We start from the raw sequence: 18,051 nt of genomic DNA on the forward strand, positions 1-18,051 counted from the left end.
CGGCGGGGCCCCGCGGCGCGCGGGCAGCGGGGCGGGAGGGAATCAGCGGGGTGAAAGGGTGAGCGAAGGTGATGTGAACAATTGCGGGAATTGTTCGACGTTGACGTTCGCTGCCGGAGGTATGGGGACCGAGGTGTGGGCGTATTTACGGTGCGACGTTGCAGTCGAAGCGTTTGATGAACGGCAAGTGATTTTTTGCCCTTCCGATCTCAACGCCCCATTCAGGTAGCGTTCCCTTGCCAGATTGTGTGAACGCTTCGGGGCGATAGGCGCCGCCTGCCCATGGTCCACGTACGAGATCGTGCGTTTTGGAAAAATGAATTCCGTCGGTTGCGTACTGGATCGTGTTGGTAATCTCCTTCGGGCCTGTCGTTCCGATCATGGCCGCGACGCCTTCGCCTTGCGGCCAGACTAAGACTTCGTGGTTGCCTGGGATGACCGGGTTGGCTTCATGTCGAATGTAGGGGCCTTGGGGTTGGTCTGCGATTGCGAGTCCCATCTGTGTTTGGGCGGGACTCTTTCCCAGTTGGCGGCCTTTGTAGTACATCCAGTATTTGTCATCACGAACGATCAGGCAGGCGTCGTCGATAAGGTGACTGTCAAATTCAGCCGGGTTATCGCTGTTCGTCAGGATCGGATCGGGGGAGACCCGTTCCCATGGACCGTCGGGTGAATCGGAAGCCGCCAAGCCGATTTTCGAGTCGGGGTTAAACGGCTTGGTGTAGGGCTGGGATGTGCCTGTATAGAAGAGCCAGTAGCGTCCTTCAGCGACGAGGATGTTGGGCGTGAAGACGCTGCCGGCATCCCAGCGACCGGCGGGGCCTTTGGCGAGCGATTGGCCTTTCTCGGTCCAGTGGTGTCCGTCGGTTGATGTCGCGTACCAGACCGTCGCGTCGTAGCCGGGAGAAATTTTGCCTTTGGAGTACCAGACGTAATACAGGTCGCCGACCTTAATCACATCGCTGGGGTCACGCCGCATCACGCCGGTTTCGGCCCCGATGCCGGTCAGATCGGAGTGATCCACGGTTACTTTGCCGATGGCGTCCTTGGCCGGTGTGTTGTCGGCGCTGGTCTGAGTCGCGACGACGCCGCAAAGCAACAAGAGAAGCAATTTTTTCATAGTGCTAACGTTTCTGTTTGCGGACGAAGGGTGAGCTGAATTAGGAGGAGCGATTATTTGTTCTTCACCGTCGAATTTCGTTGCCACCGTTTAAGCTTAAAATTGAAGGCACCAAAGCCGTGACCGAATCGGAATGCTGCACGATACCGAGTCGATTGGTGTCTAGCGTCTGTATCAACGATTGAGCAGGAACGACGCCGTGGTCACCAAACCGTTAGGGCCAACAGCATCGAAAGTCGTGACGTCGCGAAACGTGAACGCGGTTAGTTGATCGCTGGCGTTTGGTTGCGGGCATCCGATGGACAACCGCTCGATCGCCGGCGTTCTAGCTCCGCCCCTCGAGGATGCGCCTCACGCGACGTGTCGTTGGGGAACGCTCAGCATCACTGTTGGCCGGTTAATGTCTGAAACCTGGATATCAGCAGTGTGTTCGAACTGATCTTGAGGTCGAGAACGAAACGCGACACCGCAATAGAAATTTGCGACATCTGCGGAAGGCGAGTGTCGCGGCAGGTGGCGCGATTGGTGCGAGAAAAGGCACTTGGGAGCTGCCCAGCCGGAACGCAAGCACGCGCTCGGGACGCCCGCGGTGGCGGACTGGTGCAAACGCATGGTGCGGGGGTTCATCCCGTATTTACGCCATTTGTTGCCAAAGTGGTGGCGTTATCGGGCGAGGCGGGCGTCTCCACATCGGTTTGCGGGCAACACGCGGGGGCGCGAAGTGACGCGGCCTCTATTATCGCGACTGAGGGACGTTCGCGGTGACGGCTCTTCGGCGTGCCTGATTGTCGCAGTCCGCGAATTAGCTGTTTCTGGATCAGTCGGCGGAGCATTTATCCAACGGGAGTCGATCGCGAGGATCAGATCGCGTCGCTGCCTCGTTCGCCGGTTCGGATCCGGACGCAGTCGTCCATTGGGAGGACGAAGATTTTTCCGTCGCCGAACTCACCTTGCTCGCTGCTTCGACCGCCTTCGAGGATCGCGTCGATCGTTGGTTGAACGAACTCTTCGTTGACGCCAATTTGCAGTTGGACCTTTCGCAGGAGGTTAACGCCGTAGTCACGGCCTCGCATTCCTCCGGTTTGGCCTTTCTGCCGGCCGAAGCCTTGGCAATCGACGACAGTCAGCCGGTGGACTTCCACGCGGGTGAGGGCTTCCTTCACGGCGTCGAGCCGCGAGGGTTGGATAATGGCAATGATCAGTTTCATCGTTGGTCAAAATTCCCGTTCAAAATCTTCCGCCTGTGGGATCTCATCAACGTATTCCTGTGACCAAGAGGGTCTATATGACACAAGGTGCGCCGGGAGGAAAAGTTATCTCGAAGAGACCGATGCCGAGGATAGCCGATTGGGCGGCTCTGGCGTAGATGAGGGACAATCGCCCTGAACGCAAAAAAACCCCGACCCGCAACGAGTGAGGCGGACACTCGTCACGGGCCATTGGGGCCTTCTTCTGGCCCAGGCAAGAGCCGAGAAGATCATTGGACCGCAGGCTGCTACGCCGCCGGGCGTGTAACGGACACCCGGCGACGAAGCTGCGGTGGGTAGATCATCAAGATTAGGTAATAGCACCACCCGTGATCGCGTCGGATGGATAAGCGTGCATGCCGTGCTCGCTGATATCCAAACCGGCTTGTTCTTCTTCAGGCGTCACTCGGAGGTGTCCGACGGCTTTGAGCACACCGAAGACAACCGACATGGTCACGAACGCCCAAGCACAGATGGCGACGGTGCCGATTCCCTGAGTCACGAAGCCTTCGAAGGCCGTTGGGAAGTGCGTATTTGGGAAGATACCCATTGTCATACAACCCCACACGCCGCAGACGCCGTGGACAGGGAAGGCACCGACGGGATCGTCGATCTTGAGTTTGTCGAGAGCCACGATGCTGAGGACGACGAGGACACCGGCGATGCCACCGACGACGATCGACATGGTGTTGCTGAACGCGTCACAGCAGGCGGTGATACCGACGAGGCCGCCGAGGGCACCGTTAAGGCTCATGGTCAAGTCAGGTTTGCCGAACAGACCCCAGCCGACGAAGGTAGCAATGAATGCACCGGCAGCAGCAGCGAGGGTGGTGTTAACGGCGATCAAAACAGTTGCGTCGATGTCGCCAGTGCCTTGGAAGGCGAGTTGGCTACCAGGGTTGAATCCGTACCAACCCACCCACAGGATGAACACACCCAGTGCAGCGAAAGCAACGTTGTGACCAGGAAGTGGCACAGATTTTCCGTCCGCCGTGAAGCGACCGAGCCTAGGGCCGAGGAAAATTGCACCGGCGAGGCCAGCGAAACCGCCGACCGCGTGAACCACTGCCGAACCGGCAAAGTCTTGGAAGCCCATGTCGGCGAGGAAGCCTCCGCCCCATTTCCAGTAGCCGCTGATCGGGTAGATAAGGCCCGTCAAGATTGCACTGTAGATGAGGTAGGCAGTGAATTTCATTCGACCTGCAACAGCACCCGAAACGATCGTGGCGGCGGTTGCGGCGAAGACGGCTTGGAAGAACCAGTCCGCTTGTGGCGAGAAAGTACGGCCCGGGTCATCGCTGGTGTAGATACCAGATCCGCCGAAGGCGAATACCTTGCTGACCGTCTCGGCGTCCGCTTCGCTCATGTACGACGTTGGGTACATGATGCCGAAACCGACGAAGAAGAACAGCAATGCACCGACCGAGAGGTCCATCACGTTCTTCGCGAGAATATTGACGGTGTTTTTGGCTGAGTTCAGCCCGACTTCGACCATCGCGAAGCCCGCTTGCATGAACAACACCAGGACGGCACAGAGGAACAGAATGGCGTTGTCGAGAGCGTAACCAACACCTAAATCAGCATCATCACCCGCGTCTGCAACTTCCACGACTTCCATGACTTCGGCGGCTTCTTCCTGAGCCGAAGCGACAGACGCGAGTGATGTGCCGATTCCTATCATCCCCACAATGATGACCATCATTAGCCAAGACGAACGAAAGTTCGTCCAGCGAAAACCTGGGGTCTGCCCGATCGGGCTTTTCAAACTTCGAAACATGTAGTCTTTCCTTCTCAAAGACGGTTTTCAGTTGGCTTGAGTGCGGTCTCGCATTCAGTGCGACGACCTATCAACACTCCCGCCGATCCAAACTGGGGCAACTCCTATCCAGCACGCCTCAACCGACCGTCCAACTCCTGCCCGGGCCATCCTTAATCGCTCGTGAGTGTTGGGTTGATTAAAACGCTAGCAAGTTGCTTCGCGGGTCGGGTTATGCACGACAGGTGCCAATTCGCGATCGGAAAATACAAAAGGTGTTGTAAGTCGCCTCCAGTAAAGCTCTTAAGAATATTAAAAAAATGTGAAACTCGAATCGGTTTATGCGCCCTCGTTATTCGTGCCACCGGTTTGTGCATCTGAGCTTGTTTGCGCAGCATGGGTCGCAAGCAGGTTGGGCAGGCCAATGTGAGATCTCTGCGGGGGGCGACCGGACCGCCATTTGTTCGCCCGTGCGAACCGGTTTCACGCTTCGGGACCCTTCTCCGACTGTTCGGTGTATCCGAGATGACGCGCGTGGCGGTGTATCGAAGCGGCGTTGAATCAGCTCAAACGCGGCGAAACGAGACGCCACATAGTGGTTCTGCACAGGAACCGAGCAAGAATGCTCAAATTGCATGCCAGGGTTGGGGTGCCCGGGACGCAGTGCCCATTCGGTTTCACGATTCGAGTGGCGGTTGGCTGCGACTTCGCGAGATCGGGCGATAACCGAGATTGGGCGACAACTTCGCGAGAGAGTGGCCAACGGTGGGCGTAATCGAAACGGGAATTACCCGGTTCGAGGCGTCTGTGGGTTGCGTGATCGGCGGGGGCATCTGTTAAAACGTCTGATTGATGACCCCTGGCTACTGCACACGTCTCGTGACGCCCGTCTCCTGTCGAGTGCTCCGCCTGCCACCTTCGAGAATCCTTCATGAAAACGATGATCGTGATCCCCGCCCGTTTGGCCTCCAGTCGCCTGAGCGAAAAGCTGTTGTTGCGAGCGGGAGGAAAATCGGTTCTGCAGCACACCTATGAGGCTGCCAAGCGGGCGAGCGTCACGGACCAAATCATCGTTGCCGCCGATGATCCTCGCATCGTGAAAGAAGTCGACGGTTTTGGTGGTGAGGCCCGTCTAACGGATGTGAATTGTCAGAGTGGGACCGATCGGATCGCCGAGATCGCGTTGATGCATGACGACGTTGACGTGTTCGTTAACGTTCAGGGTGACGAACCGGAAATCGATCCCGGGGCCATTGACGCGGTCGCCGAGTTGTTGATGTCGCGTCCCGATGCCGACATCGCGACGGCCGCGTGTGCGATCGACACGTTGGCCAAATTAGAAGATCCCGCCTGCGTGAAGATCGTGATGGGGGCGAACGACCGTGCGATCTATTTCAGCCGCTCGGTCGTCCCACACGCCCGCGACGGGGGCAGCGAAACGTTGCTGAGTTCGGGCAAGACGGTTTATTGGCATCATCTCGGTTTGTATGCCTATCGTCGGGATTTTTTGCTTTGGTTCGCAACACAACCGCCCGGCCAGTTGGAACAGATCGAAAAGCTCGAACAACTCCGAGCGATCGAGGCCGGAAAGCAAATTGTCGTCGCTTCGGTTGCTCCGGCGGCACGAGGGATCGACACGCTCGAAGACTTTCGCGCGTTTCGCGACCGAATCGAAGACATCTGATTCACGCGATTATTCAGAGTCACCTAGATGCGACCGATAGGTGAATCACTCGGATAGACCAAACCGCGTTTTTAACTGCACAGTTGCTGCAGTTTTTCCTTGGCGGCTCCGCTGTCGATCGCGTCTGTCGCGATTCCGGCGGCCTGCTTCAGGTTGGAGGCACGCCCGACCAGCATGAGGGCAGCGGCGCACCCCGCGACGACGGTATCGCGTTGGGGCCCGAGCTTACCGGCGAAAATGTCCCGGATCACTTCGGCGCTTTCGGCCGGGTCGGCGACGACGAGCGCGTCGACGTGAGCGGGGAGCAGCCCGAAATCGGCGGGAGTCCAGACGTGCGACGTTTGTTCGGTACCGGTCACCTCAATGCAATGGGTGGCACCGTCGAGTGAGACTTCGTCTTGTCCATCTTCAGCGTGCAGCACGAAACTTCGCTGGGTTTGCAGTTGGCTCAGTGCGGCGGCAATTTTGGACTGAGTCTCCGGCGAGGCGGTCCCGAGGAGTTGGTGGGTGGCACCGGCCGGGTTGCAGAGTGGACCGAGCAGATTGAACAGCGTCGGCACACCGAGGCTGCGTCGGATCGCAACGACATGTCGCATGGCGGGGTGCAGTTTGGCGGCGAAGCAAAAGCAGACGCCGATTTCATTCAGGCACCGTGCGACTTCACCCGGTTCCGATTCGATTTTCACACCGAGGTGTTCGAGCACGTCGGCCGATCCGGTACGGCTGGTCGCTTTGCGATTGCCGTGTTTGGCGACGGCGACACCGCAGGATGCCGCTAGGATCGCGACGGCGGTTGAAATGTTGAATGTCCCCGATCCGCTGCCGCCGGTGCCGCAGGTGTCCAGCAAGACGTCGCGGTCGTGGTCAATTCGCGTCATGTGTTTCCGCATTGCCGACGCAGCGCCGACGAGCTCGCTGACGGCTTCGCCTTTTTCCCGCAGTGCCAACAAGAGTTCACCGACGCTGGACTCCGGTGCATCGCCCCGCAGCATCGCGTCGATCAAATCGCCGGTTTGCTCGGCGGTCAGATCGATGCCGGATTGAACGGTCGCGATTGCGGCGGAGAAGTCGTTGCTCATGTTGGGAACGTTGAAAGTTAGGGGGGATGGGAAGACTGGTCGAAGCCGGTGACGTTTCGTCTTCCGATTCAGGTCGGTAAGAAGATCGGAAAGACGTGCCCGGCGGGCTTGATATTGCTCATTTGCCAGAGATCGTTTGCCGGGTCTCGTGGCGGACTTGATGCGTGCGAAGAGAGCCCCGTGGAGACCGTCCCGGCTCGACGTCCCCCTCTTCTTTGCTGAGAGGGGAGATCTTAGACTAGGTGCATGTCACGAAAAATCATACTCGACTGTGATCCTGGGATCGACGACGCAGTGGCCATCACGATGGCATTGTTCGATCCACGCCTTGATGTCCTCGCGGTGACGGCCACGGCGGGCACGGTGGATGCGGCTCAGGCGAACACGAATACGTCCGCTATCATTAGCAAACTGGACCCGGCCCGCTACCCGCGGATCGGATCGGCGGTTCCACCGCTGGACGCTCCGGTGCTCGATGACATTCATTTGAACGGTCCCGACGGAATGGCGGATTGCCAGTTTCCGACGGCGACGCGGCAAAACGATCACCCCAGCGACAAGGTGATGGCCGATTTGATTCGGCGGTACCCTGGCGACGTGACGATCGTTTGCCTGGGGCCTCAATCCAATCTGGCTCGCATGCTCCGCCGTGATCCGATGTTGATCCCGATGATCGACAAAGTCGTGATCAGCGGCGGAACGGTCGCGCACAGCGGCAATGCGACTGCGGTCGCGGAGATGAACTTTTTCTTCGATCCGTTGAGTGCGCAGGAAGTTTGCGCGTCGCCGACGACGAAGAGTTTGGTGCCGTTGGACGTGACGGATTCGATCACGTTCGGATTGGACCTGATGGAAAAGTTGCCTAGCGAGACGTCTCGTGCGGGTGAATTGTTGCACAAAATTTTGCAATACAAATTCCGCGTGTCGCATCAAAAACTCGGCCGCGAAGTGATGCCGTTGCAGGATGCGGTGACGTTGGTCTCGTTGCTCGAACCAGAACTCTTCCAGTGGGAAGAAATGGCGGGCGACGTGGAGGTGAAGGGATCGTTAACACGTGGAATGACGTTGTTCGACCGAAGGCTCCGACCGGAGTGGAAACCGAACATGGAAGTCGCCCGCCGAGCGTCCACCGCGGACGTCCGTGACGCGATCATCCGCGGCCTCCGTTATGCCGGACAACAGACCGCGTAGACAGTGTTTGCCGATTCACCGGAAGCCCCCTTTGTGTGGTGTCGCTCCGGGATAGAATTTTCGCAAAGACTCGACCGTCCTCTTCACTTTTCGCTCTTCTCACATCAGCCCACGCTGCCATGGCCGAACTTTTTTCGATTTCCGGTTTTTTCACTCTCGGAATGTTGGTGCTGTTGCAAGCGGTGCTCGGCTTCGACAACCTGCTGTACATCTCGATCGAAAGCAAACGTGTCGAGGAAGATAAGCAGTCGATGGTCCGCAAGTTCGGAATCGGTTTGGCGATCGTGTTGCGGATTGTTTTGTTGTTCGTCGTTGTCAACGTCATCAAGATGCTCGAAGATCCGTTCGTCGAGCTTCACAACGGTTACATCGACATGGCGGTCTCCGGACACAGTCTGATCGTTCTGTTCGGGGGAGCGTTCATCTTGTGGACGGCGGTGAAAGAAATCTATCACTTGCTCGCCGAGCCGGATTTGGAACACGGTGAGAACACGGCGACGTCGAGTGTTGGCAAGGCGATCACGTTGATTGTGATCATGAACCTCGTCTTCTCTTTTGATTCGATCCTCAGTGCGATGGCGTTGACGAAGAACCTCTGGATCATGTCGATCGCGATCATCATTTCCGGCATTCTGATGATGGTGCTGGCCGATCGAGTTGCGTTGTTCTTGAAGCAAAACCGAATGTATGAAGTGTTGGGATTGTTTATCCTCTTTATCGTCGGCGTGATGTTGGTCAGTGAAGGCGGTCACCTCGCACATGTCGTGTTGTTTGGACATGAGGTGCACGCGATGGCCAAGAGCACGTTCTACTTTGTGCTCGCGATCCTGATCGTCGTTGACATCGTCCAAGGGCGTTATCAGAAGCGATTGCTCGCTCGTCAAGATAAGAGCCTCAAGAACGCCGCCTAATGCGTTCGTCGCACGTTCACGCGGACTCGGCTGAGTTCGCGTGCGCTTCGTAGAGCGATCGAACCCACTCTCGCAATCGGCTGGCGAACGTTTGGGAGCGGTAGCCGCAGTCGACGAACAGTCGCATTCCGACGGGAAACTGCTCGCCCGCAGACGTCACGTCGAGCCACGCGTAAAAGTGCGGGCTCAGCATCCGCATTTCGCCGGAATCGGATTCATCGACGTCGGACCGGATCGCCAGCGGTCCGCCATGGATCGAAGCGAGTGCGGGTTCAATCAACCGGTCCGTCGCCCGCGGATCAATCCGCTGCAACGTCGAGTCGAATTGTTGTTGGCTGCCTGAAACAACGCGAACGTTTTGGCCGACACAGGACCGAACGCGTTCGATTTGCCGGGGCGGGATGAGAGCGATCCATTCACGATCAGCATCGCCGGCGACGATCAGTATTTGGTCTCCCTCGTTCACGTAGGTTCCAAGCGTTGACGGTAGGTTTCGTGAGATCACGCGGCCGGGGCTGGCGGCGCGGATGGTCAGCGAATCGATTCGGCCCTGAACCTGGTCGATGCGTTTTTGCAGCGATTCGGCACGCCGACGAAGCACGTAGCGTTTGCCTTCTTCTTGTTCGCCCGCAGCGCGACGCTGTTCCAGTTCGATCTGTTGCGACTCGACCGCCAATTCACGAGCCTGACATCGGAGTTCTTCGTTGCGGAGCGTCACCAGGGGGGCGCCCGGTGAGACCGTTTCCCCGTCGCGGACGTGAACGGACTCGATGAACCCGTCGGCGGGGGCCCGTACGCTGGTGGACGCGGCGAAACGTGAAATCACGGGGGCCCGAACACGAGATGGGATGGGAACGGCGAACACCGAGGCCAATCCGAGTGCGACCAGCCCACCGCCGACGAAAACGGCACGGTAGAATCCCGGCACGTTATGCCGAGCTAACCCGCCCATGTATCGGATTGCCGACAGAACGGGATGACCGACCCAAATTGCGATCCCAATGGCAGTGATCAGGACTCCACCGCCCTCGAATAATGTCGATGCGGCGATGGCCAAACAGATGCAGACGCTGAAACGCCAAATCAGTGCCGCGACGCCGTAGACCGCGACGAGCACACCACGCCAACCGGTGATTTGTCCGTGGCGCGTTGATTCGCCGACAATCCACCGCTGCGAGAATCGCTTCAGCGTCGCCGAGGATTCGGCGGCGAGGTTAGGGATGTCGACGGCGTCGGCCAAAATGAAGTAGCCGTCAGAACGCATCAACACGTTGGCGTTAAACAACAACGTCGAGAGACCCGCAGTGACGATGATGCTGTGCGAAAGGTTTCGAACCAACGGGTCGTCGACAATAAGGAACACCCACACTGCCGCCGCAGCGATACAACATTCGACAAACATGCCGGCGGCCGAGACACCGATCCGCGTCAGTCGCGAAGGCATCCGCCAACAACTCGAGACGTCCACGTAGGCGAGTGGAGCCAACAACACAAACACGATGCCACAACGGTTTACCTCGCCACCGAAGCGGTAGCATGCGACCGCGTGTCCGAGTTCGTGAATGATTTTCAGAACGAGCCAAGTGCCGATCAACCACATCCAACGGCTCGGGTGGAAGATGTTTTCGCTCTCACGGAGAAGACTGTCGCGATGGATGCCCGCTCCGATCAACGCGGAGAGGATCAATAGCACGCCGCCGAAAACCATCGGTGCGGATAGCAAGGGGGACAACCATCGAGACATCGTCTTGATGACGAGCGATCCGCCGGGAATCGGTACCTTGATCCAAAACGGGTTGATCCGGCTCAGCAAATTCCAAACAGTTCGCTCCGTGCCTGCTTTCGTCGAGGTTGTTCCGTGCCGCGTATCTCGAATCGGAGGACGGTCTCCATCGAGGTAGGCGATCTCGTTATCGAGCAACCAACGGGCAATTTCGGCCGTTTCCGATTCCGTCGGTGCATCGCGTCCCAGTTTGGCGGCGGCGAGTGAGCATGCCTGCGCGAGTGTAGTTTCTCCGTCGAGCAGCGAGCACAGATACGATTCGCGATACCCAACTCGATAGAAACGATGCAGCCCGCGAATTTCGATTCGATAGACAATCTCTCCTCGCTCACGCACCGGCCAGACGCGAACGTCGGGGGCCATCCGCAATCGCTGTTGGTTCAATTCGGTCGTTTGATGGCGGGTGGATTGCATCGCTAGATTCCGGCCCAATTGCGAAAGGCAAACCAAGGCCGATGAAACAGATTCCATCCGATCGCGTGTGTGTCGCCGTAGATCGTCGCCCGGCCTCTCATGCCTGGTTGCAGCCATCCCGCATTGTTGGCAACGCGTACTTCGGCGATGAAAACGTTATCGTGATCTTGCAATTCAGCCTTGGGATGAACCGTCGAGATCCTTCCTGTAAAAGTTTTCTCCGGTGCAGCATTGGTGTAAAAGCGGATCGGCATTCCCTCGCGAACGTGAGTGACTTCCGACTCGGGGATCCAAATTTCGACCACCATTTCGTTGAGCGGTGCGATCTCGAACAAGGTCTCGCCACGTGAGAGCGGCGTGCCTTCGCGGCTTCGCCAATCACCACTGACGATCATGCCATCGATGGGGCTGCGGATTTCCAAGTGCTCGCGTCGGTGAGCGAGCAACTCGGCTCGGGCACTCAGCCGTTCCGATTCCAACTGAGCCAACCTGACCGAACCGAATTCGTGCTGAGCGACGTGCCCCTTGCGTGTCTGCATCGCTTGTTCGAGCTGTGATTCAATGCCGGCGAGTTCGTATTGAAGTTCCCGAGGATCGAGCTCGGCGAGGAGTTCTCCTGCGATGACCACGTCTCCCGGACGGACGAGGCATTTCTGCAGCGGTCCGTCGAACGCGGCCGCGACAAACCGACGTTGGACCGGCTGTAACTCTAGTTTGGTGTCGATCGTGTAAGTTGCCGGCGCGAACATCAACAACGTCAACGCGATCGCCGCGCTGATGATGATACGCGTTCCCGATGGCGACGTTTGGATCAGAGACCTCAGGGCCGATTGAATGCGTCCGCCCTGATGCCGACGAATCGAAAGCAGTTTGCTGGCCAGCGGACTCGACAACGCCTCGAGGAAAGGATGCGAGGAGGCACCGCGAGAGTCCAGTACCATCACGACACCGCAGACCTCGCCATCCTCATTGAGGAGGCAACTGCCCACGAACGAGTCGGCGGTTGCCTCGCGAACGTACTGCGCGATCGCCATCATCCCGCCACGTTCGGCTTGGCCGGCCGATTCACTCGGAGGCCAATGAGTCGTGCCGCCGTGAAGAGCGAGTTCCTCGGCGGCGGCGATTTGTGTCGGCTCTGTCGATTCCCTCGTTGTGGCGATGCACCGCATGCCGGATTGAGGCGTTTCTCGCCAACAGAGCGTCACTTCACTCGCGTCGAGGATTTCGGCGAGTCGATGAACCAGTGAGTGTGAGGCGGCCGACAAGGTGTCCGCTTGATCAAGCTGCGACTGCAATTCGATCGCTGCGGCGAGCAACGCGTTTTCTGATTCCGCTGTCGCCGCCGAGTCGGTCGCCGCCGAGTCGGCTTTTCTCCAATCTGTCGCGGCGGGATTGGGATCCATGACCGGTGGCAGGACCGTGATCGGTGGCATAGCCGGATAGACGTGTGGTTCGATCACGGCAGGTTCCCTCCCAGGTCCCATCGACAAATCACGCCGCTGAGGATCTTGCGGTCTCGGTTGTCGATTCGCACCGTCACGCGGACCGAGGCACTTTCGGCGTCGGCGACCGGCGAGATCGTTTCGATCACCGCGTCCACCGGTGAGTTGTTTCCAGATATCCGAACCTGGATTCGTTGGCTCTTTTCGAAGCCATCGATTCTCGACAGCGGGACCGAAAAGATTGCACGTAGTCGATCCAATTGAACGACCCGAAGGACGACGGGGTCAGTCGGCGAAACGAATTCCCCGGCTTCTTTTACGATTCGTACGACGACGCCATCGAGAGGTGACTCGATGCGACGATGTGCGAGTTGAACGGTGATGCGTTTTTGTTCGAGTTCACGCATTTCGGCTTCCTCGCGGACGGTTTGCATCCGCGTGGTCGCCTGCCAGAAATTCGTTTCCGCGCGATCGACTTCTCGCTGGGTCGCGTTGCCCTCACTCAATAGTTCGCGATAGCTCCGCAGTTGTTCCTCGCACAACGCCAATTCCGCTTCAGCGGCGCGTCGCGTGCTAACCGCTCGCACGGCGGCGTCGGCGATTTCGAGTGACGACCGCAGAACTCGGTCGTCAATTTGAGCGAGCAGTTGGCCCTCGCTAACACGCGTGCCTTCCTCGACGAGGACGCTCTTGAGGACGCCCATCTCAGCGGCCGGCACGTCAACGCTGCGGTAGGGCTGCGTGAAGGTTTCGATTTCGACAGCGTCTGCGTGCGAACAGTTCAGTCCGATCGTTAACACGATCGCGAGGAACCGATAGGTGTGTCGTTTTGTCATAGGTTTCATCTCACATCGCCCAACACGCATTCGGTCGAATCGCCGAACGCGAGAGAAGTTGTTGTTCACGGGAGTCGTTTTGCAGCGTTTGCAATCGACGCGATGTCGCCTCACGCTGGATGCGACGCTGTACCGTTTCGATTTGTGTGATCAGGCGGTGATCGCCGGGGTTGTTCGTGTCATCACGCCGCCCCAGATCGCCATCGAGATCGCGACGCAAAAGATGCCGCGAAATCCATGGTGCGTGCTGTAGCAACAGGGGATCGTCAGCGGCAACGAAAAAACGGCACGAACCGGGGTCGCCGCATCGTGCGGCGCGGCCGATCAATTGCCGGTCCACGCGAGCGAGCGAATGCATCTGCGTCACGATCACATGCAATCCGCCACTGGCGCGTGCCAGTTCATCGAGTTTGATGTCCGTTCCACGGCCGGCTAAGTTCGTCGCGACCGTAATCGCACCACCGCGTCCAGCGGCCGATACGACGGCGGCTTCGTCGGCGTCTTGGACACCGTTGAGCAAATCAAATGGTCGTCCGTATTCGCGTAGGAGATCGGCGATCGCGTGACTTTCGCTAACACTCAGCGTCCCGATCAGAACGGGACGACCGGTTTCGGCAATGCAGAATGCCTCGTTGACGACGGCTTCGTATTTGTCGTCTTGATTCATCGCGAAACGCGGCGGGAAAACCTCTCGTTTGCTCGGGTTCCGCAACGCGATCTTTGCGACAGGAGTGCCGTAGACCTGTTCGAGTTCGCGTTGACACTGGTCAGCCGTCCCGGTCATGCCGGTGAGGTAGCGATACGATCGAAAGAAACGCTGTTTGGTGATACGGCCGAGTGCCACCGATTCATTGGTGATTTCGAGCCCTTCGCGAGCCTGAACGGCTTGGTGCAGTCCGCCGGACCACGTGCGGTCGGCGAACACGCGACCCGTCGAGCCGTCGATTAATTGGATTTCGTCATCACGGAGAACGTAGTGCACGTCACGGCGATAGCGGTAGGCCGCACGGAGTGCCGCGCAGACGTATTCGTGCCACGGACGCAGCAGTCTGGGATGCGTTGACGCGTCGGTGTGTTCGTAGACGGTTTTGAAACCGTCATCGGTCAATTCAATGCGATTGCCTGACGAGAGGACAAAATGCACGCTCTCGGATAGCTCGTCGATAAAGGCAAACGCCATGCGGTGTAAGGCGGCGTCGGCGGCTTCTCCGCTCGGGGAACCGCTGAGGATCAATGGAGAAACGGCATCATCGAGCAAGAGGTCGTCGGCCTCATCGACGATCGCGGACGCGAGTCCACGTTGTCGAGTTTGCTGAATCCGGGTGCCCCGTACGTTGTTCAGAAAGCGTTCGCCCATGGGCTGTGATGCGGATTGACGCATCACGAGTTGATCTTTGAGGAAGTCAAACCCGAACGTGTGAGCGGACCCGTATGTGACATCACACGCGTAGGCCGTGTTCGCATCGGCTTCGTCGAACTCGTCTTCGACAACAGCAGTCGTGATTCCGCAGAAATCGAATACAGGTTTCAGTTGTTCATAGTCGCGGCGAGCCAAATACGCATTCGGCGTCGCCACGTGCACGCCCTTGCCGCGCAGCGCGTTCACGTACGTCGGCAGCACACCGGCGAGCGTTTTGCCCTCACCCGTTTGCATTTCCGCAATGCCACCGAGACTCATGACGATGCCCGCGTGCCACTGGACGTCAAACAGTTCGATGCTCAACGCACGATGAATCGCTTCGTCTACAACGCCGATTGCGTTCGACAAGACGTCTCGTGTTGCGGAGACACCCGCGTCGTCGTTTTCCTGTATGCGAATGCGTTGTTTCAGTTGGCTCGTCAGGGCATGCAGTGATTCCACGGGTTCATCCCGCAAACGCTCGCTGACCGCACGTCCGTTTCGGATGTGCGACGCGATCATGCGATAGTCGGAGATCTCACGAGCGATGCGGCGAGCCGAGGGCGTTCGGTTTAACGTCTCGGTGGTGTCGTGGTTCATGGCCGACTCCCGTCGAGCGAGTCGCTCTCGAGTAGGTCGCTGTCGAGCAAGTCTCCGCTTCGCAGAGCGTCATTCGGCGAAATACCGTCGAACGGTTGCGATGGTTCGATCACGCTCGGCATCGGTACGCCGGCGTTCCAGGCGTCAATCGCGTCGACATCGGCGCACAGTTGATCTTCGGTGTGCACCTGCAGCAACACACCCATTGCTTTGCGAAGCGTGATCCACGACAACGCATAGGCGACTTGAGCACGCGTGACAGCCTGCTCCTCCTCGGCGACACGTTCTTGGGCGTCGAGTAAATCTTCGATCAACAACACGGCTGACTCGTTCGGGTCAGGCAACCATTGCCATCGTTGTTGCAAGTAAGAGACCTCACGCATCGCCGCGAGCAGCGATTGCCGATTGGCGGTCATCTCCGCAAAGGCGGTTTGCGTCTCGCGGACTGCGATTTCGACGGTCGTGATCGCCGATTCGGTCGTCTGCTGAAATTCGTAAACGGTGCGATTGAGTTCCCACTGGTTGCGTTGCAATCGTGCTCGCGCTGCTCGGTTTCCCACGGGCAGTTCGAAGACGAAACCCGCAGCGTAACTCGGTCCGCCGTCGGTGAATTGACGGCCGATCGCACCGAACGTATCGGACCGAGTGTCGAGTCCCGAGACGTAGGAACTCAGTAATAGGTCGAGTCGTGGGAGCACTTGGTTCTTCGCCGCACCGACTTTGCTGGACACGGCTTGGATCTTTCGCAACGACTGAGCGATGTCCGGCCGATTGTCCAACGCCGTCAACGTCGCATCGCGAGGTGAGACTTCGACGAGGGAAGCCAACGGCAATTCGCCGGGCAGCAATTCCCAGTTTCCTCCACGCATCAAATTGGGGTCCGCCGTCAGCATCCTCAATCGGGCTTGAACGTTGCGAATGCGAGTTTCGATTCGAATCAAATCGCTCCGCCGCTGAGTCATGGCGACTTCGGCACGCAAGATTTGACGTTGTTGGGAATCGATCGCGCCGCGTGCGAGCAGTTTGGAGTGGAGTTCCTCGGCGGCGTGCAGGAGTCGTTTGCGTTGCAGGAACTCGGCTCGCGCTTGATACAATTCCCAGTATGCTTTCGTGACGTCAACGAGGTGCTGTTCGACCTCGTTGCGTGTCTCGCTGTTTGCTAACTGCACGTTGATTTGTGCGAGTAGGACACGAGTCGTGTTGACCGCTCGTCCGTGGTCTCGCAACAACGGTTGTGAGAAGTTGATTTCCAACCGCGACGTGCCTTGCGGGTTCGGTGTCAGATACGACGAGTTGTTGTTCTGGAATCCACCGCGTTGAACGAGTTCGAGGTTCCCGCCGCTGCGGTAGCGTTTGCGAACACCCGCCGCCGATGAAAAGAGATTGTCGAGGTAGCGATCCGAACTGTTGCCGGTGGTCAGCACGCTGCCAATGGGTTCGTTGGATCGAGCGAATTTGGATTCGACGAACGCAGTTGTGTCGAATTCGGCGTCCGCGATCACCATGTCGTTAAACCGAATCTTTGGCTCCGTCAGCAAACCGCGAACATACGGCGACGCGATCAAACTCGTTTCGGCCAAGTCGTCGACATCGACGGGAAACGTGTGATCCGCCAAACCGAGAGGCTGGCCAATCAACGGTTCCCACCATAGAGGGCCCGACAGAGGTGCATCTTGATTACCGGTGAATTCACCCGGTAAGGCCGTGATCTGAGTCGGCAAATCCGCAGCCCGGCCACGGTACGCGTCCAGTTGACCACGGTACGGCCCCTGAGCGATGGGCGCCGGAATGTCGGGAGTTGATCCCGGCAAATAGGATCCTGTGTGTCCCCAATCTCCTGACGCGCCTTCGACGTAGTGAGGTATGTCGGTCGCGACGGGCATCGGAATTGCCTCGCGTTCGGCATCGGTGTAATCCGGATCAACCAGCGGCGCGTCGTGGTCTGCGGACTCGCTCGTTTCGTGGTGGTTTCCCCGATTCACCTGATAATCGTTATCGAGAGCGTCGTCCCGAACAGGTGGAGAGTCGATCGGAGCCGCTGGAACGCGGCGCTGCGGATCGGATGCGAGGCGGGCGGGGATGGTGGGCGACAGCACCGCCGGCGATTCCGGCCGGTTTGGCAAATACCCCAAGAATAGATGAGTAACGTCATCTGGCGTGCCAGTCAGAACCGGCTCGTTTTTCCCCCATCCAGGTGTGGCTGCCGTGGTCAAAGCCAGCGCAGCAAGCAGCCCGAACGAGCGGAAATACCGCTCGACCGGGTTCGTCAGCATGTGAGGCTTTTGTTTCACGCGGCAGCGCATTGATCAGATGTCCGTAAATCGTCATGACGGCTTCATCGATTTCATTCGGCACAGTCCGGTCAACCGGACCAGCCACAAGGCCGGAAACACCTGTCTACTTCGAAAACGCGACGGCAAAGTCATCCCAAAGCCGATGAGCCAATAGGTTTGTCCAGAATTCCCAGATTGCCGAAAAGGAATGGACAGCCACGTTGCGAAGTGTCAGGTAGGTTTCGATGCAGGCTTGGGTCTGTATGCGCACTGAGCAAGACATGGAGAGATGTGCGATCGGCGAGCGGTGATTTTC

The 18,051-nt window shown here is 58.3% G+C and carries 12 protein-coding genes; 3 read left to right on the forward strand and 9 right to left on the reverse strand.

The window, feature by feature from the left end; translation table 11 throughout:
* Positions 1-145 precede the first annotated feature (145 nt).
* The 3 genes from FHS27_RS21235 to FHS27_RS21245 form a co-directional block, all read right to left on the reverse strand.
* Positions 146-1,120 carry a family 43 glycosylhydrolase gene (locus FHS27_RS21235; protein ID WP_184306837.1) on the reverse strand — a complete coding sequence of 325 codons (975 nt, stop codon included), beginning with the start codon at positions 1,118-1,120 and terminating at the stop codon, positions 146-148.
* An 860-nt stretch (positions 1,121-1,980) separates the two neighbouring features.
* Complete coding sequence (locus FHS27_RS21240) at positions 1,981-2,328, reverse strand: P-II family nitrogen regulator (protein WP_184306838.1); 348 nt, start codon at positions 2,326-2,328, stop codon at positions 1,981-1,983.
* A gap of 349 nt (positions 2,329-2,677) precedes the next feature.
* Complete coding sequence (locus FHS27_RS21245; RefSeq protein WP_184306886.1) at positions 2,678-4,048, reverse strand: ammonium transporter; 1,371 nt, start codon at positions 4,046-4,048, stop codon at positions 2,678-2,680.
* Positions 4,049-5,054: 1,006 nt separating this feature from the next.
* Between FHS27_RS21245 and kdsB the strand changes: the two genes are divergently transcribed.
* Positions 5,055-5,807, forward strand: a complete 753-nt coding sequence (kdsB, locus tag FHS27_RS21250) for a 3-deoxy-manno-octulosonate cytidylyltransferase (RefSeq protein ID WP_184306839.1) — start codon at positions 5,055-5,057, stop codon at positions 5,805-5,807.
* A 71-nt stretch (positions 5,808-5,878) separates the two neighbouring features.
* Here the strand turns inward: kdsB and trpD are convergent, their stop codons facing one another.
* Entirely contained in the window at positions 5,879-6,886 is a 1,008-nt protein-coding gene (gene trpD / locus FHS27_RS21255; protein WP_184306840.1) for an anthranilate phosphoribosyltransferase, read from the reverse strand.
* 246 nt (positions 6,887-7,132) lie between these two features.
* Here trpD and FHS27_RS21260 point away from each other — a divergent pair, with 246 nt between their 5' ends.
* Both FHS27_RS21260 and FHS27_RS21265 read left to right on the forward strand, forming a co-directional pair.
* Positions 7,133-8,077 (forward strand): nucleoside hydrolase, encoded by a 945-nt coding sequence (locus tag FHS27_RS21260; protein WP_009102268.1) that lies wholly within the window; start codon positions 7,133-7,135, stop codon positions 8,075-8,077.
* 119 nt (positions 8,078-8,196) lie between these two features.
* On the forward strand, positions 8,197-8,988 hold the full coding sequence (locus tag FHS27_RS21265) for a TerC family protein (protein ID WP_009102269.1): 792 nt from the start codon (positions 8,197-8,199) through the stop codon (positions 8,986-8,988).
* 16 nt (positions 8,989-9,004) lie between these two features.
* Here the strand turns inward: FHS27_RS21265 and FHS27_RS21270 are convergent, their stop codons facing one another.
* From FHS27_RS21270 to FHS27_RS21290, 5 genes are read right to left on the reverse strand one after another with little or no spacing between them, the layout of a single operon-like run.
* A complete protein-coding gene (locus FHS27_RS21270) occupies positions 9,005-11,185 on the reverse strand; it encodes an HlyD family efflux transporter periplasmic adaptor subunit (RefSeq protein ID WP_184306841.1) in 2,181 nt (726 codons plus the stop codon).
* Between the two features lie 2 nt (positions 11,186-11,187).
* Positions 11,188-12,645 carry an efflux RND transporter periplasmic adaptor subunit gene (locus FHS27_RS21275; RefSeq protein WP_184306842.1) on the reverse strand — a complete coding sequence of 486 codons (1,458 nt, stop codon included), beginning with the start codon at positions 12,643-12,645 and terminating at the stop codon, positions 11,188-11,190.
* A complete protein-coding gene (locus FHS27_RS21280; protein ID WP_184306843.1) occupies positions 12,642-13,463 on the reverse strand; it encodes an efflux RND transporter periplasmic adaptor subunit in 822 nt (273 codons plus the stop codon). Before FHS27_RS21280 ends, FHS27_RS21275 begins: the two co-directional genes overlap by 4 nt.
* A gap of 10 nt (positions 13,464-13,473) precedes the next feature.
* Positions 13,474-15,462 (reverse strand): preprotein translocase subunit SecA, encoded by a 1,989-nt coding sequence (locus FHS27_RS21285; RefSeq protein ID WP_184306844.1) that lies wholly within the window; start codon positions 15,460-15,462, stop codon positions 13,474-13,476.
* A complete protein-coding gene (locus tag FHS27_RS21290; protein ID WP_246420475.1) occupies positions 15,459-17,735 on the reverse strand; it encodes a TolC family protein in 2,277 nt (758 codons plus the stop codon). Before FHS27_RS21290 ends, FHS27_RS21285 begins: the two co-directional genes overlap by 4 nt.
* Positions 17,736-18,051 lie beyond the last annotated feature (316 nt).

The organism is Aporhodopirellula rubra (assembly GCF_014192335.1).
Taxonomy (GTDB): domain Bacteria; phylum Planctomycetota; class Planctomycetia; order Pirellulales; family Pirellulaceae; genus Rhodopirellula; species Rhodopirellula rubra.

Coding starts and splice junctions, on each gene's coding strand:
- FHS27_RS21235 (WP_184306837.1), bottom strand. CDS start 1,120: ATGAAAAAATTGCTTCTCTTGTTGCTTTGCGGCGTCGTCGCGACTCAG.
- FHS27_RS21240 (WP_184306838.1), bottom strand. CDS start 2,328: ATGAAACTGATCATTGCCATTATCCAACCCTCGCGGCTCGACGCCGTG.
- FHS27_RS21245 (WP_184306886.1), bottom strand. CDS start 4,048: ATGATAGGAATCGGCACATCACTCGCGTCTGTCGCTTCGGCTCAGGAA.
- kdsB (WP_184306839.1), top strand. CDS start 5,055: ATGAAAACGATGATCGTGATCCCCGCCCGTTTGGCCTCCAGTCGCCTG.
- trpD (WP_184306840.1), bottom strand. CDS start 6,886: ATGAGCAACGACTTCTCCGCCGCAATCGCGACCGTTCAATCCGGCATC.
- FHS27_RS21260 (WP_009102268.1), top strand. CDS start 7,133: ATGTCACGAAAAATCATACTCGACTGTGATCCTGGGATCGACGACGCA.
- FHS27_RS21265 (WP_009102269.1), top strand. CDS start 8,197: ATGGCCGAACTTTTTTCGATTTCCGGTTTTTTCACTCTCGGAATGTTG.
- FHS27_RS21270 (WP_184306841.1), bottom strand. CDS start 11,185: ATGCAATCCACCCGCCATCAAACGACCGAATTGAACCAACAGCGATTG.
- FHS27_RS21280 (WP_184306843.1), bottom strand. CDS start 13,463: ATGACAAAACGACACACCTATCGGTTCCTCGCGATCGTGTTAACGATC.
- FHS27_RS21285 (WP_184306844.1), bottom strand. CDS start 15,462: ATGAACCACGACACCACCGAGACGTTAAACCGAACGCCCTCGGCTCGC.
- FHS27_RS21290 (WP_246420475.1), bottom strand. CDS start 17,735: ATGCTGACGAACCCGGTCGAGCGGTATTTCCGCTCGTTCGGGCTGCTT.